Below are 14,517 nucleotides of genomic sequence, written 5' to 3'. Positions count from 1 at the left end.
TCCGTAAGGACCACTTCGGCGGCTTGCCTTTCCGGGCGTCCGCTGCTAGGGGCGGCGCTTCCCGCTGCGGGTGTTTGCTCGCGGCGCACTTCCATTTGGACCGGAGTTTGGCGGATTTATGCAGATCATCGTTCGCGACAACAATGTCGACCAGGCGCTGCGCGCGCTCAAGAAGAAGCTGCAGCGTGAGGGCGTCTATCGCGAGATGAAGCTGCGCCGTCACTATGAGAAGCCGAGCGAGAAGCGCGCCCGCGAGCGTGCCGCCGCGGTCCGCCGCGCGCGCAAGCTCGAGCGCAAGCGCATGGAGCGTGACGGCGTCAAGTAAGCCTCGACCGTCGCGCGTCCGCGCGATGGCCTGAGTCAATTTAGTCAACTTTTCTCCTGCCGGCCGCCCGCCGGGGACTAGGACGCCAGCCATGTCGACGGTCACCGCCGTTCCGATTCCGCCCACCAAGCGGCGGGTGATCGTTTACCTCGTCCTCGGTATCCTGCTCGCGGTGGCCGCGGCGGCGGCGCTGGCATGGCAGATGCCGACCGATCCGGCGCTGGCCTTCCTCGGCAAGAACGCGCGGCAACCCGGTGTGGTCACCACGGCCTCCGGCCTTCAGTATAAGGTGCTGGAGAAGGGCCAGGATGGCCCGTCCCCGACCGATACCGACGTCGCGCTCGTCAATTACGAGGGCAAGCTCGTCGACGGCACCACCTTCGATAAGTCACAGCAGCCGACGCCGATGCCGGTCGCCGGCGTCGTGCCGGGCTTCTCCGAAGCGTTGAAACTCATGCACAAGGGCGCGAAGTACCGCTTCTGGATCAAGCCGAGCCTCGGCTACGGCGCGAAGGGTGCCGGGCCGATCCCGCCCAATTCGATGCTGGTGTTCGACGTCGAGCTGCTCGATTTCCTGCCCGAGGCGGTGATCCGCCAGATGCAGATGCAGCAGCAGATGCAGAATGGTGGGGAACCGAATGTTCCCGGCGGACCGAACGGTGTTCTGGGAGCGCAGCCTGGTCGTTGATCGCCTGCGCCTCATGTGTTGACGAAACGACAGTCCTGGATGGCGTTGTCTCTCATCGTTCCTGCTGCTGATTACGCCCAATGAGGAAAGTGACCCGACGGGATTGGCTCGCCCTATCTGCTCCGGCCATTGCCAGTATTCTGGTGGCCTATTTTCATAGTCAGCAGAAGGGATGGGTCGCAGGTATAGCGACCGGAGCAATCATGTTTGCTTTCGCCGTTTGGATATGGCGGCGACAAATCATCAAATATCCCGAAGACACTTGGAAAGCCCGCCTCTAGGCAATTTGTCCACGCCGCCTAGAAACAGCGGAGGTTGCTAGATTGCAAAGCTGCCGCAGAACCGCGCGGTGATCGAAACGGTCGCGGGCATGAAGAGCATATTAGCCGCACGTGCCTGTCAACGTCGAGATGGGGCAGTCGAGGAACTGCTTTTCGCTTCGGCGAAATATCAGCCGGTGCTGCCAACCGCTCGTGCGGCGCTCGATCTCGAAGGATGAAGCGCGTAGCGTCGGTCGGTAGTCGGAGCGGCTGATCGCCGAACATGTATCGCTGCGCGGAGTGCGGGACGCGGCAATGCATCTATGAGGATTTGCCGGCGCTGGCCGGCTCAGCCAGGGTCGCTTCTATCCCGCTACGATCATCTCGCTGACGCGACTGCGCTCCGTCGCGCAAGAAACCATGCCGCTGAAAGTTTCATCCTCGACATCGGGAGGAAACTATCGGTAAAGGCCGATGGCTGCGGGGAAGGACAGCCTAGAGCTATCAGTACCGCTTCCGCCTACGCGGCCTTGTCTCGGATGAGGAGCGAGGATCGAGCATCGGAGTAAACGTTGATGTCCGTAAGAGTCCTGTCCGGTCACAACGATTAATGTTCCGGTCTTTGCTCCGCACCACCATGGAGTAGTTGGCGAACGCCCGTGCAATATGACCTCCAGTATCCTGTCGCATCATAGTCATTGGCATCGTCTGCGATGGCAGATGTTTTGGGGCGTGGTCGCAGCCATTCTGCCGATTGCCGCGCGTGCGATCTTTATGCCACAAGCGGAACAAGTTTTTTTTGTGACGGCGTATGCCTTCTGGGGGAGTTTGGTAGGAATATTTTCTGGTATCATATTGGCCCGGAATCTTGGGCGCTATCCAGGAGTCGAAAAGGCTTCGGCAATTATTCCTAGTTTTTCGGTAACATTTGGAATTGTATTTGCAGTATTTTTACTGCTGCGCTTGGATTACAGCCGATGGATTTTGATTGGCGCATATATCTGCGCCGTTGGCATATTTTACCTTGGATATGCGCAGGTTTTCGGACGTAAGCGCCTGACCATCGGTGCCCTGTTGCGAGAAGACGACGCACTTTTGGATATCGAAGGTGTCGATTGGGTTCCGTTGGAGAACCCGGGACAGCAAGTCTCAGAAATGGATGCCATCGCCGTCGATCTTCGTGCGGACCTTCCTGTCGAGTGGGAACGGCGCATCGCGGATTTCGCACTGTCGGGGATTCCTGTCTACCACAGCAAGCATCTGGCGGAATCGCTAACCGGCCGCGTCGAACTCGAGCACTTGTCTGAAACCAGTTTTGGCACTTTGTCGCCCCCATATGCGTATATGGCCCCCAAACATCTGGCAGATCGGATTGCGGCGGCCGTGGCGCTCGTTCTGCTGTCGCCGTTGTTGATCGTTGTGGCGATCCTGATTCGTTTCGATTCACCCGGGCCTGCAATTTTCAAACAACAACGCGTCGGGTTTCGTGGTAAGCCGTTCATCGTTTACAAGTTTCGGACCATGCGTATCAAAGCGCCGGGTGATGAGGAGGGCCGAGACGAAGCGATCACCCGCGCCAACGACGATCGTATTACCTCTTTGGGTAAATTCCTGCGCCGGTCCCGCATCGACGAGCTGCCGCAAATCATCAATGTCCTCAGGGGGCAGATGAGTTGGATCGGCCCCCGACCCGAAGCGCGGGTTCTGTCGAGTTGGTATGAATCCGAGATCCCATTCTATCGCTATCGACATGTGGTGCGGCCAGGAATCACCGGCTGGGCGCAAATCATGCAAGGACATGTAACGAATGTCGATGATGTGAGAAGTAAATTATATTACGATTTCTATTATATTAAAAATTTTTCTTTGTGGATTGATAGTCTAATCATCGTTCGTACATTTGTCACCATGGTTACTGGATTTGGTGCAAAATAATCCTTGAGATTATTTATTATAGTATCTGAGGGGCTATGGGTAAACTAGAAATATCTTTGAAAATGGAAAATAAGTCGGCGGTCATAGGCGTCATTGGCCTGGGATATGTCGGTTTGCCGCTGGCCCTGCGCTTCTCCGAAGTGGGCTACCCGGTCCTCGGTTTCGATATCCATCCCGGTAAGGTCGAGCGCCTCAACGCCGGCGAGACGCTGATCGAGCATATTCCATCCTCCGCGGTTGCCGCCGCGCGCTCGCGGAGGTTCAGTGCCACAACCGATTTCTCGCGAATCGGGGAAGCGGATGCGCTTATCCTGTGCGTGCCCACTCCATTGACGAAACACCGTGAGCCGGACCTGTCGTTCGTTCTCAATACGCTGGAATCACTCCTGCCGTTTCTGCGTCCAGGCCAGATCCTGTCGCTCGAGAGCACGACTTATCCGGGCACGACGGAGGAGGAGTTGGCGCCGCGGATCGAGCGCAGGGGCTTTACCATCGGCGAGGACGTGTTCCTGATCTACTCGCCTGAACGCGAAGATCCCGGCAATCCCAACTTCAGCACTAACACGATCCCGAAGATCGTTGGCGGCATGACGCCCGCGTGCCTTGATGTCGGCCTGGCATTATATGGTAAAGTGATCGATAAATTGGTTCCAGTTAGCTCAACTCGAGCAGCTGAACTCACCAAGTTGCTTGAGAACATTCATCGCGCGGTGAATATCGGTCTAGTCAATGAAATGAAGATTGTCGCCGACAAGCTCGACATCGACATCCACGAAGTGATCGCCGCCGCTGCTACGAAACCATTTGGCTTCACCGCCTATCAGCCGGGGCCAGGGTTGGGCGGCCACTGCATTCCGATCGATCCCTTCTATTTGACGTGGAAAGCACGCGAATATGGCGTGCATACGCGTTTCATCGAGCTTGCCGGGGAGGTCAATTCGGCCATGCCCGATTATGTTATGATGAAGCTTGTCGCGGCTCTCAACGAGCGTTCCAAGCCGTTGAAGGGTAGCAAGGTACTGGTACTTGGTATCGCCTACAAGAAGAATGTCGACGACATGCGTGAATCTCCTTCCATCGTCCTGATGGAGAAGCTGCGCGATGCCGGTGCTGATGTAAGCTATTACGATCCGCATGTCCCGATCTTCCCGGAGACGCGGGAGCATCATTTCGACCTTTCCAGCATTACTCTGACCGAGGCAAACATCGCGGATTTCGATTGCCTCCTGCTCGCTACCGATCACGATCGATTTGATTATGAGCTTATCGCACGTGCTTCACTGGTCATTGATAGCCGCGGACGGCTTCCGGCCGCGGCCAATGTGGTGAAGGCGTAATCGCATGACAGCATTTGTTCCCATAAAGGGTCGCAAAGTCCGCTTCGCCCTGGTCGGATGCGGTCGCATTTCCAAGAATCATCTCGATGCGTTGGGCGCGCTCGCTGAGGATGCTGAGCTGGTGGATGTGTGCGACATCGATCCTGCCGCCCTGCGTGCGGCAGGCGAGCGGTCCGGCGCGACATGCCATGACTCGCTCGATGCGATGCTGGCGTCCACGACGGCCGATGCCGTGATCTTGACGACGCCCAGCGGCATTCATCCGGCGCAGGCCATCGCCGTCGCGCGTAGCGGCCGCCATGTCGTGTCGGAAAAGCCGATGGCGACCCGCTGGTCGGACGGGTTGCGCATGGTGCGCGAGTGCGACGAGGCCGGCGTGCGGCTGTTCGTAGTCAAGCAGAACCGTCGCAACGCCACGCTGCAGATGCTCAAGCGGGCAATCGAGGCGGACCGTTTCGGACGTATTTATCTGGTAGCTCTCAACGTTTTCTGGACCCGCCCGCAAGATTATTACGACGCTGCCAAATGGCGCGGAACCTGGGAGTTCGATGGGGGCGCGCTGATGAATCAGGCAAGCCATTACATCGACCTGCTGAGCTGGTTGATCGGGCCGGTGGAAAGCGTCCAAGCTTATTCGGCAACGCTGGCACGCAAGATCGAGGCGGAAGACACGGCGGTTGCCAGCCTGCGCTGGCGTTCTGGAGCGCTCGGCAGTCTGAGCGTGACGATGCTGACCTATCCCAAGAATCTTGAAGGGAGCATCACTGTCCTAGGCGAGAAAGGGACTGCGCGCATCGGTGGCGTCGCGGTGAACGAAATGAAGGAATGGAGCTTCGCCGAACCGCACCCCGACGATGCCGCCATCGAGGAAGCCAGCTATCACACCACTTCGGTGTACGGCTTCGGCCACCCGCTCTATTATCGCAACGTCATCGACGTGCTGCGCGGCGAGGCGGAGCCGGAGACGGATGGCCGAGCGGGTTTGCAGTCGCTGGAATTGCTGACCGCCATCTATCGTGCCGCGCGCGATGGCACGCGGGTCGCATTGCCACTGGAGCGATCCGCGTGAAAGCCCATGAAACCGCGATCGTCGATCCCGGCGCCGTCATCGGGGAAGGTACACGGATCTGGCACTGGACTCATGTATGCGCAGGCGCGCGGATCGGGGCGGGCTGCTCGCTCGGACAGAATGTGTTCGTTGCCAATGATGTGATCATTGGTGACAACGTCAAAATCCAGAACAACGTCTCTGTCTATGATGCCGTGACGCTGGAAGACGATGTGTTCTGCGGGCCCAGCATGGTTTTCACCAACGTTTACAATCCGCGTTCGGCAGTCTCGCGTAAGGATGAGTACCGGCCTACGCGCGTAAAACGTGGCGCCACGCTGGGAGCCAACTGTACGATCGTGTGCGGCGTCACGATTGGGGAGTATGCCTTCGTCGGCGCCGGCAGTGTCGTAAATCGAGACGTTGTCCCCCATGCGCTTATGATCGGCGTTCCGGCGCGGCGGGCAGGATGGATGTGCCGGTGCGGGCTGCGCCTCGTCGGTCAGGGAGAGGTGCGCTGCGCGTGCGAGCGCACCTATACGGTAAGCACGGAAAGCTGCGTGGAGCATGACTGACAAGATCGAATTCATCGACCTCAAGGCGCAGTATCGCGCGCTCAAGCATAAAGTCGACGCCCGCATCGCCACCGTACTCGATCATGGCCGTTTCATCATGGGGCCGGAGATCGCGGAACTCGAGCAGCGGCTGGCGGCCTATGTCGGGGTGGAGCATTGCATCGGCGTCGCGTCGGGCACGGAGGCCCTGCTGATTGCCCTCATGGCGCTTGATGTCGGGCCCGGCGACGAAGTCATCACCACGCCCTTCACCTTCGCGGCCACGGCGGAAGTCATTGCGCTGGTCGGCGCCACCTCGGTGTTCGTCGATATCGACCTGGCGGACTGCAACATCGATGCGAGTCTGATCGAACGGGCGATCACGCCGGCTACCAAGGCGATCATCCCGGTATCGCTCTATGGACAGTGCGCCGACATGGACGCGATCAACGCAATCGCCGCGCGCCACGGCGTGACGGTGATCGAAGATGCGGCGCAGAGCTTCGGGGCGACCTATAAGGGCCATCGCAGTTGCGGCGTGTCGACGATCGGCTGCACCAGCTTCTTCCCGAGCAAGCCGCTCGGCTGCTACGGTGACGGCGGCGCTATCTTCACCACCGACGCCGCGCTCGCGCAGGCCATGCGCGAGATCCGCGTCCACGGCCAGAGCAAGCGCTACCAGCACGACCGGGTCGGCGTAGGGGGGCGGCTGGATACGATCCAGGCCGCGATCCTGCTCGCCAAGCTGGAGACCTTCGAGGAGGAAGTCGCGGCCCGGGTCCGTATCGGCGATCGTTATCTGGCGATGTTTGAGGGCGCGCCCGGCATCGACGTGATCCAGGTGGGGCGTGACAGAAGCTCCGTATGGGGCCAGTTCACAATCTTGGTCGAGGACCGCACAAAGTTTGTCGCGCACCTCACGGCCGCCGGCATCCCTACCGCAATCCACTATCCGATCCCGTTGCATCGCCAACCCGCCTATGTCGAACTCTGCCGGCTGGCGGGGTCGCAGGATCGCGCCGAGTGGGCGGCCGCCAGGGCGGTCAGTTTGCCAATGCACCCATTTCTGTCCGCCGAACTTCAGGATCGGATCGTCGAGGCCGCGCTGAAGGCAGCGCAAGCCTAGTTACAAACGGGTAAGGCGACTGATGCGCCCGTGGAGAAATATCCGTAAATCACCGTTTGCGCGCAGCGTTGGCGGCATGATGGCATATACAGCAATCGGCCAGAGCGTGTACCTTCTGACCGGACCGTTCATAGGGAGAATATATTCTCCCTATGAGTTTGGACTGTACGGCCTGTTTTTCACCTTCGCGGTGACAGCGGTCGGGATCATATTCCTCAACTATGATTTTGCCATACCTGCAGCGAGCTCCGACGATGATGCGCGAGCCCTGACCAGGGGCGCTTTCACGCTCGCGCTGGCGCTGACACCGCTTGCCGGCATGGTCATGGCAGCGATGATTCTGTTCCAGGTGGCGGCGTTCGGAGGCCTGCCCCTCACCGCACCATTGATGCTTATGGCACTTCTCTCCAGCCAAGGTTTGGTCCAGCTGCTGCAGAACTGGAGCATCCGCCGTCACGAGACCGTCGTCATCGGAAAAGCCAGCGTGACGATGAACGTCGTGCGCGGCGCGACACAGATCGCGCTCGGGGCGCTGCTGCCGAGCTGGTGGATACTCGCGGCCGGAGAGGTTCTGGGAAGGATCGGAAATGCATTTCATCTGGCGCGGATATCGCCCGCGCCGGGATCAGATATCGCGCCTCGGGGCTTGCAGCAGGAGGCGGTACCGAATGCATTGCGCCGGTATCGCCAGTTCCCGCTGGTTCTGCTTCCTTCTCAGGTCATCGACGGCAGCGTCGCTTTCATCCAGTCAGCCGGACTGGCCTATCTCTTCGGTGCGTCGGGACTCGGTCTCTTTTTCATGATGCGCCGTACGCTGGACCTGCCGGTTGCCTTCGCATTCAGGAGCCTGAGCGACGTCTTCTACGCGAAATTGGCGCAGGATGCGCGGCAGGCGCCGGAACGCGTGCGTCCATTTTTCGTTCGCAGCGTTCTGTTGATTATGGGCTTCGGCTTTGCCGGAGGCATTCCGGCCATGTTCGCGAGCCCGACCCTATTCGCCTTCATTTTTGGTGCTGAATGGCGGGAGGCTGGCGTGCTGGCCGCAATCATGGCGCCCGCCTCGATCATGAATCTTGCAGTTGCGCCGGTCGCTCGCGTCTTTGCGCTGACGACTCGACCGTATCTGCGATACTGGTTCACTGGAATCAATCTGCTGGGAACGATTGCCGCGCTCGTTGCGGCCTGGGCATGGCCTCTGAACCTTACGTGGACCACGGCCTGCCTCTCGGCAGTGACATTCACGGCATATGTTGCCTATTTTGCGGCTGGGTATGTGGCGAGCGCAGCGCTGATCGGACAGGAACCAGGAACCGTAAGGAGCATCCCTTGATCGATGTCTCACGGCGTGGGTCGTTGGGCGCAATGTTGACGATGTCGGCCTCCGGATCCGTCTCGTTGAAGCATTTCCCTCCGCATGGCACCGTTGTATCGGTGACGGATTTCGGTGCTGTCGGGGATGGCCGCGCCGATGACACGAATGCGTTCAGAGCGGCGCTCAGCGCCGGCGCCCATGTGTTGGTTCCGCCCGCGCTGAAGCACTATCGCATCACGCGGTCGATCACGCTGCAGCGTCCAGGCCAGCGGCTCGTCGGGTTCGGCCCGCTTTCGCGCATCGTCTTTGATCCCCAGACAGGGCGGCAGGAAAACCTCTTCATCACGCAGCAGGATGATAGCGGTTTCAGCCAGCTGCATCTCACGCCGAGCGCCACGACGAGCAGTCTGTTCGAAGGATGGGCGATCGTGATCGTCGGTGCGCGGCGCGTCGTGGTGGAGGATTGCCAGTTCAGCGCGATGCGGCGAGGTGGCGTGCTGTTGTCGGACAGCAACGACTGTCGCGTCATCGGAAACAGCTTCATCGACAGTCTCGTGAAGGGCGATGGCAGCGAGCGTCAGGCAACGACTGGATACGATGTTCTAGTCGCGGGTGCCTCCTCCCGAAACCTGATCCAGGGCAATCAATGCTTCAGCGGCGTCGGAGTCGCGATCGGTTGTCAGACGGTGACGGCAGGTAAATCCCAGCATGGGAATATCGTCAGGGATAACACCATCGTCGGCTATCCCTGCTACGGTATCATGGTTTATCTGAGCGCCCCGACGGACAGCATCAATGGCGTGAACATTGAAGGCAATGTCATAGAGGACGTCAGCGGCAGCATCTGGACTGACGGAAAGACGCTCTTCTACGGATGCGGGATATATCTCCAGACCTGCAACGACATGATCGTTACCGGAAACCGTATCCTGAGAACCAATACGGACCGACGACTTCCGTTTTCTGGAAGCGCCGTCCCCGCGGCGATCGGAATCAGCGGCTTTGGCAATGCTGTAATCTCGGGAAACATTATCGATACCTGTCACCACGGGATCGCCAGCATCCAGACAACCGCACCGCCAAAGCCGGGCGACGGTACGATCGTCGCGGATAATCTGATGCGAAATTGCGACGGTGCCGGGGTCTGGTTGGCCGACGGCGTGGCTGCCACCGTACATGACAATCGCCTCATCGCGACACCGGGGAAGGGCACGCACGGCATTTTCGTGGGCCAGTTCGCCTCCACCTGGATGGACGCGTTCTCGGTGCGGGGAAACGACGTGGCGAATTTCGCCGTCGGCGTGGAGGTGAGCGGGGCGAAGATACCGAAGGCAGAAATCTCCTCAAATCGGATCAGGGGGGCAACCGGGAACGCAATCCACTCCGCGGCGGCAACCACCATCATCCATTTCAACGAGACTGAGGGCCGATTTGGCATCAGCATCGCTCCGACAGCGGTCCGCGGGTTCTGCCGCGACAATGTCGTGACGGCATCCAAGACCGGGATCATCGACGATGGCGGCAGCGGTATAGTCGTCGAGGACAATGCGGTGACTGCCAAAGCACCGTTCAGCACATCGATCGCGCAGACGCTGCCGGCGGGCAGCGCACCGGCGGTGCTGCCAAAGCGCTGGTTCCGCAAACAGGAATCTAGTCCAATCACGGAGCTTCAAGGCGGATTCGAGGGGCAACGAATCTCGATCATTGCCGATGCGCCGTTCATATTGCGCAATAGCAGTTCGATGATAATGCGGAGCGGCGGCGACGTCGAAGTCGCGCGCGGTACAGTTATCACGCTCGTCCGCTTGGAGGGTGTTTGGCGTCAAATGATGTAAGCGTGATAATGAAGGTCGATAAAGCAACATTTGACTAACTGAGTCTCATTGCAAGTTACTAGCTCAGATGGGCAATCCGATATGCTATCGGTGGAGGCGGTTCGTTGAAAATTCTCATCATGTGTGACCTGTTTGATGAAAATATCGGTTCCCAAGAAAACATTCTTGTGAAATATTTTCGTAAACACGGTCACCAGGTGACGATATTTACTTCAACATACGAATCAGTTTTTGACTTTATTGCTAATCGGCACGATGCGACGAAGCCAGGTATGGTGTATTACATTGACGATTTGAAAGTAATACGTGCCCAATTTCGGATGAATTTACTTCATAAACTCCGTTCCTATCGGGGTGTCAAGGAAGCCATCAAAGAAGTGGCGCCGGACATGATATTCATGCTCGATATCATGCCGGATATGCTTGAGGTTGTTCGTTACAAAAAGCGAAATCCACATGTTCGATTTGTAATGGATTATCACGCTGACTACAGCAATTCTGGAAAAAATTGGGCATCCATAAAGATACTTCATGGCGTACTGCGTAAATTTATATTATATCGTGGATTGCCATATCTTGATGCGATTTATCCAGTCACTCCTGGATCCGGAGATTTTCTTAATGAGGTTTATGGGGTAAGCTGGGATCAGATGACATTGCTCCCTTTAGGGGCGGATATGGATAGTGGCATCGAGATCGCTCGACGCGAGGAAGGCCGCGCCCTGCGTAAAGAGCTGGGGATAGCGCCCGAGACAAAGGTGATCTTCTCGGGGGGGAAGTTCGCCAAGCTCAAGCGCACCGAGTTGCTGATAGAGGCTGTGCGGAGGCTGCCGCATCAGCCAATCGAGCTCGTGATTGTAGGCGCGGCAAATATCGGTGAGGAGGAATATGCAGCCATGTTGCGGGAGGTCGCAGGCGATGACCCGCGCATTCATTTCGTCGGGTGGCAGGACAACGCGGGCCTGTTCCGCTTCATGGACATGGCCGATCTCGCCATCTTTCCTGCCAGCCAGTCGAGCCTCTGGGTCCAGGCGGTGTCCATGGGATTGCCGCTGGTCGTCGGCAATTTCGGCGCGCAGGATACGTCTTATATGAACGCGCATGACAATATCATCGAGCTGTCACGCGACGAGATACGCGCCGATCGGCTCGCCGAAATAATCGAGGAGCTGGTTTCCGATCCGGAGCGTCTGGCGTCCATGGCCGCCGGCGCCCGGCGAACCTTCGAGGAGGTTCTTGACTGGGATACGCTCGTGGGGAAGGTGACCGGTCAATCCGAATCCACGAGCCGGATCGAGCGCGCTTCCGCCTAAAACAGGAGAGTGTTTTGTCGAACATTCTGGTGAATGGGCTGAAGTCAAAAGTCGGTGGTGGGAAGATTATATTTGATACTTATCTTCGTCTCCTGGCCGAGAGCGAGCCAGATGATACCTATTTTGTCCTGACGCCAGATAGATGCAGCTATGCTAGTTTTGAATCTGATAATATCAAGATAATTGATATTCCGCGCTGGGCGCACAGTAATTTAGCAACGCTGCCGCTATATCGATTCATCATGCCAAACCTTTTGAACAATCTCGGGATAGATGCTATATTGAATTTCGGGGATATTGTTATCCCAACGGACGTGCATCAAGTGTACAACTTCGATTGGGCGTTCGCCGTATATCCGAATCATGCGATATGGGGGAAGCTGCCTTTACGAGACAAGGTGTTCTTCAGATTGAAGCTCCATTTTTTTGAGGCGTATTTGCGAAGAGCCGCCGTAATCATGGCTCAAACACAGGCAATGAAGAGCCGTCTCGAGGCGCGCTATCGTTTAGACAATGTGGTTCTGGTTCCTGCCGCGGTGACCGTGGCCGAGGCCTCATCGTCGAAAAAATCTGTATTCGACCTGCCGAAAGGCCGATTCAAGTTCGTGTATCCGGCGAATTACTATCCTCATAAGAATATTGATATCCTCGAGCGCGTCGCCGCGGAACTCAAGGCGCGCGATGTCGATGTCGTGATCGTGCTGACGATCGATCCGAAGGAGCATGAAGCGGCAGGGCGGTTTCTGGATCGGATCAAGTGCGGCAACCTAGACGACGTTCTGATAAACGTCGGCCGCGTCTCCGCCGAGTATATTCCGGCGCTCTACCAGGCTTGCGACGCGCTGCTGATGCCGACGTTGCTCGAGACCTTCGGTCTCCCCTATGTCGAGGCGATGGATCATCGAAAGCCGATCGTCACATCAGATATGGATTTTGCGCACGCCGTCTGCGGCGAGGCTGCGCTGTATTGCGACCCGATGGACCCATTGTCGATCCTGGCGGCAATGGAGCGCGTCTGGCAAGACGAAGAGGTGCGCGCCTCGCTCGTCACCAATGGTGTGCGGCGGTTAAGCGCAATGTGGGATTGGCCAAGAGTTTTCGCGGAATATCAGTCTCTTGTCATGCAGGGGTTGGCGGGGCGCTCGCCTATCGGCGAGCAGGGAGTTGCATCTTCATGAGCGGTCCGGAAATCGGAATAATCGAGTCGACGCCAGATTGCAGCGCGATCGGATGTCAGGAGTCGATCTTCAGTATCGGCCGGACCGTCAATATGATTATTGGCTTGGTATATTTGATAACATTCAGGCAGGTGTACTGGAGTTACATCAGTTTGGAATGGGGCTATACTGGTCTGATATATAGTGATCTCAATTTTTATGAATTATCATTTATATATTTGTCCGTTGCTATAGTATCGCTTTTTCTTCCTTCAAAATTCAACAGGCCATCCTCCATAATCATATGGTTCATGTACGCCTTCTTGTATGTGCCCACTATGGCAATCACAATGATGATTGGTGCAAAGGGGGCGGGAGAATACATACCAAGCCTGGCATCTTTCTCGATCGGCTTTCTGTTGATATGCCATATAACTAATAAATCTCATGTGGAGAATCCAAGCGACGGATTTGAGCCTGGATACCTATTGGTAAGTGTCATTGCAATTCTATTTGCTTTAAGTACGGTTGTTATATGGTATGTTTTCAATGACATCATGACCTTTGCTGGCATAGATGATGTTTACGTCCAACGATTCGTCGCTGCAGATCGGACCGTCGGGGTTACGGGCTATCTGCGCACCTACTACGGCTCTATTTTCGCCCCTCTGTTGATCGCGATTGGGGCGGCGCGCCCTTCCCGGTGGCCGCTGGTGATATTGGGAATACTGGGTATGATCATGTCATACATGGTCGATGCGTCCAAGATATCGCTGGTTATTCCCTTGGCCATGCTTGTCACAGCCGCCGCGTTCCGTTGGTCTGGCCTGAAACTCTACCACTTCACTGCGGGTATGGTAATGATATGTCTCGTTAGCGCCCTGCTGACGAGTTCAACGCGGTTTGTGCGCTTCCTTGCGGATCTTATTCTGCTTAGGTCTATATCCATTCCTGCGCAGACGTTTGCTCAATATTACGACGTGTTTTCGGTCAAGGGATATACTTGGTGGAGCAACCTGTCCGGATTGAATCTCATTTTGCCGCCGCCTGCCACCTTTCGGCTTGATCAGTTCTGGCCCGTCCTAGGTCAGATAGTCGGCGCGGAGTATTATGGTTTCTACAGTCGCGTGAATCTTAACGCTAACCCATTTGTGGGTGAGGGGGTGGCCGCTGCGAGCTGGTTTGGCGTACTGGTGATTTCGATTGTTCTGGCTTTCTATCTTAAGTTTTTGGACCAACTCTCGGCGAAATGGAATCGGCAACTGGTGCTCGTATTGATGGTGCCGGTCGGGCTCACGTTGACCAACGTGCATCTATCGACGTTCCTGGTCTCGTTCGGCGGGTTGGCATGGCTGGCCCTGTTCCGCTTTTATGGTCCGAGAGGCGAAGTTTGACCAGGCGCTGACCTCGCGCTTTCTCGGGTCGGCGAACGATGCTGGGATCCAGACCCATAACCGGCAAGGCCCTGGACTGAACTGATTTTGGCGCAGAGCTAGGAGTGAGGAGAGAGCGATGCGGATAGCATCGTGACTGACGAGCGATAACGCCATGCGCCAAAATCCGCTCGTTGCTGCGCGTTCGCGTTCAGGAGCCCGCTGGTCGGCGTTGCTTGCTTGCGCGTAGCTTC

The 14,517-nt window shown here is 57.2% G+C and carries 12 protein-coding genes; all 12 read left to right on the top strand.

Annotation, left to right across the window (positions count from 1 at the left end):
- Positions 1 to 118: 118 nt before the first annotated feature.
- The 12 genes from rpsU to LZK98_RS15380 all read left to right on the top strand — a co-directional run bounded on the left by rpsU (position 119) and on the right by LZK98_RS15380 (position 14,284).
- Positions 119 to 325 carry a 30S ribosomal protein S21 gene (rpsU, locus tag LZK98_RS15435; RefSeq protein WP_146570052.1) on the top strand — a complete coding sequence of 69 codons (207 nt, stop codon included), beginning with the start codon at positions 119 to 121 and terminating at the stop codon, positions 323 to 325.
- A gap of 91 nt (positions 326 to 416) precedes the next feature.
- Positions 417 to 1,013 carry an FKBP-type peptidyl-prolyl cis-trans isomerase gene (locus LZK98_RS15430; protein WP_233783371.1) on the top strand — a complete coding sequence of 199 codons (597 nt, stop codon included), beginning with the start codon at positions 417 to 419 and terminating at the stop codon, positions 1,011 to 1,013.
- Between the two features lie 926 nt (positions 1,014 to 1,939).
- Positions 1,940 to 3,208: a sugar transferase gene (locus tag LZK98_RS15425; RefSeq protein WP_233783369.1), complete on the top strand. Its 1,269-nt coding sequence runs from the start codon at positions 1,940 to 1,942 to the stop codon at positions 3,206 to 3,208.
- A 35-nt stretch (positions 3,209 to 3,243) separates the two neighbouring features.
- Positions 3,244 to 4,545 (top strand): nucleotide sugar dehydrogenase, encoded by a 1,302-nt coding sequence (locus LZK98_RS15420; protein ID WP_233783367.1) that lies wholly within the window; start codon positions 3,244 to 3,246, stop codon positions 4,543 to 4,545.
- 4 nt (positions 4,546 to 4,549) lie between these two features.
- Positions 4,550 to 5,614, top strand: coding sequence for a Gfo/Idh/MocA family protein (locus LZK98_RS15415; protein WP_233783365.1), 1,065 nt, complete (start codon positions 4,550 to 4,552; stop codon positions 5,612 to 5,614).
- Positions 5,611 to 6,168, top strand: a complete 558-nt coding sequence (locus LZK98_RS15410; protein WP_233783363.1) for an acyltransferase — start codon at positions 5,611 to 5,613, stop codon at positions 6,166 to 6,168. Before LZK98_RS15415 ends, LZK98_RS15410 begins: the two co-directional genes overlap by 4 nt.
- On the top strand, positions 6,161 to 7,273 hold the full coding sequence (locus LZK98_RS15405) for a DegT/DnrJ/EryC1/StrS family aminotransferase (RefSeq protein ID WP_319937506.1): 1,113 nt from the start codon (positions 6,161 to 6,163) through the stop codon (positions 7,271 to 7,273). Before LZK98_RS15410 ends, LZK98_RS15405 begins: the two co-directional genes overlap by 8 nt.
- Positions 7,274 to 7,295: 22 nt before the next feature.
- Positions 7,296 to 8,603 carry a lipopolysaccharide biosynthesis protein gene (locus LZK98_RS15400; RefSeq protein ID WP_233783362.1) on the top strand — a complete coding sequence of 436 codons (1,308 nt, stop codon included), beginning with the start codon at positions 7,296 to 7,298 and terminating at the stop codon, positions 8,601 to 8,603.
- The gene (locus LZK98_RS15395; RefSeq protein ID WP_233783360.1) at positions 8,600 to 10,420 is read left to right on the top strand and encodes a right-handed parallel beta-helix repeat-containing protein; all 1,821 of its coding nucleotides are present in this window, start codon (positions 8,600 to 8,602) and stop codon (positions 10,418 to 10,420) included. The genes LZK98_RS15400 and LZK98_RS15395 overlap by 4 nt, the downstream gene beginning before the upstream one ends.
- 104 nt (positions 10,421 to 10,524) lie before the next feature.
- Positions 10,525 to 11,733, top strand: coding sequence for a glycosyltransferase family 4 protein (locus LZK98_RS15390; protein ID WP_233783358.1), 1,209 nt, complete (start codon positions 10,525 to 10,527; stop codon positions 11,731 to 11,733).
- A 14-nt stretch (positions 11,734 to 11,747) separates the two neighbouring features.
- The gene (locus LZK98_RS15385; protein ID WP_233783356.1) at positions 11,748 to 12,911 is read left to right on the top strand and encodes a glycosyltransferase; all 1,164 of its coding nucleotides are present in this window, start codon (positions 11,748 to 11,750) and stop codon (positions 12,909 to 12,911) included.
- Complete coding sequence (locus tag LZK98_RS15380) at positions 12,908 to 14,284, top strand: hypothetical protein (protein ID WP_233783354.1); 1,377 nt, start codon at positions 12,908 to 12,910, stop codon at positions 14,282 to 14,284. The genes LZK98_RS15385 and LZK98_RS15380 overlap by 4 nt, the downstream gene beginning before the upstream one ends.
- The last annotated feature ends 233 nt before the right edge of the window (positions 14,285 to 14,517 follow it).

Source organism: Sphingomonas cannabina (assembly GCF_021391395.1).
In the GTDB taxonomy this organism is placed as follows: Bacteria; Pseudomonadota; Alphaproteobacteria; order Sphingomonadales; family Sphingomonadaceae; genus Sphingomonas; species Sphingomonas cannabina.
Note: the sequence above shows the minus strand (reverse complement) of the source record. Positions and strands in the feature narration are given on the sequence as shown.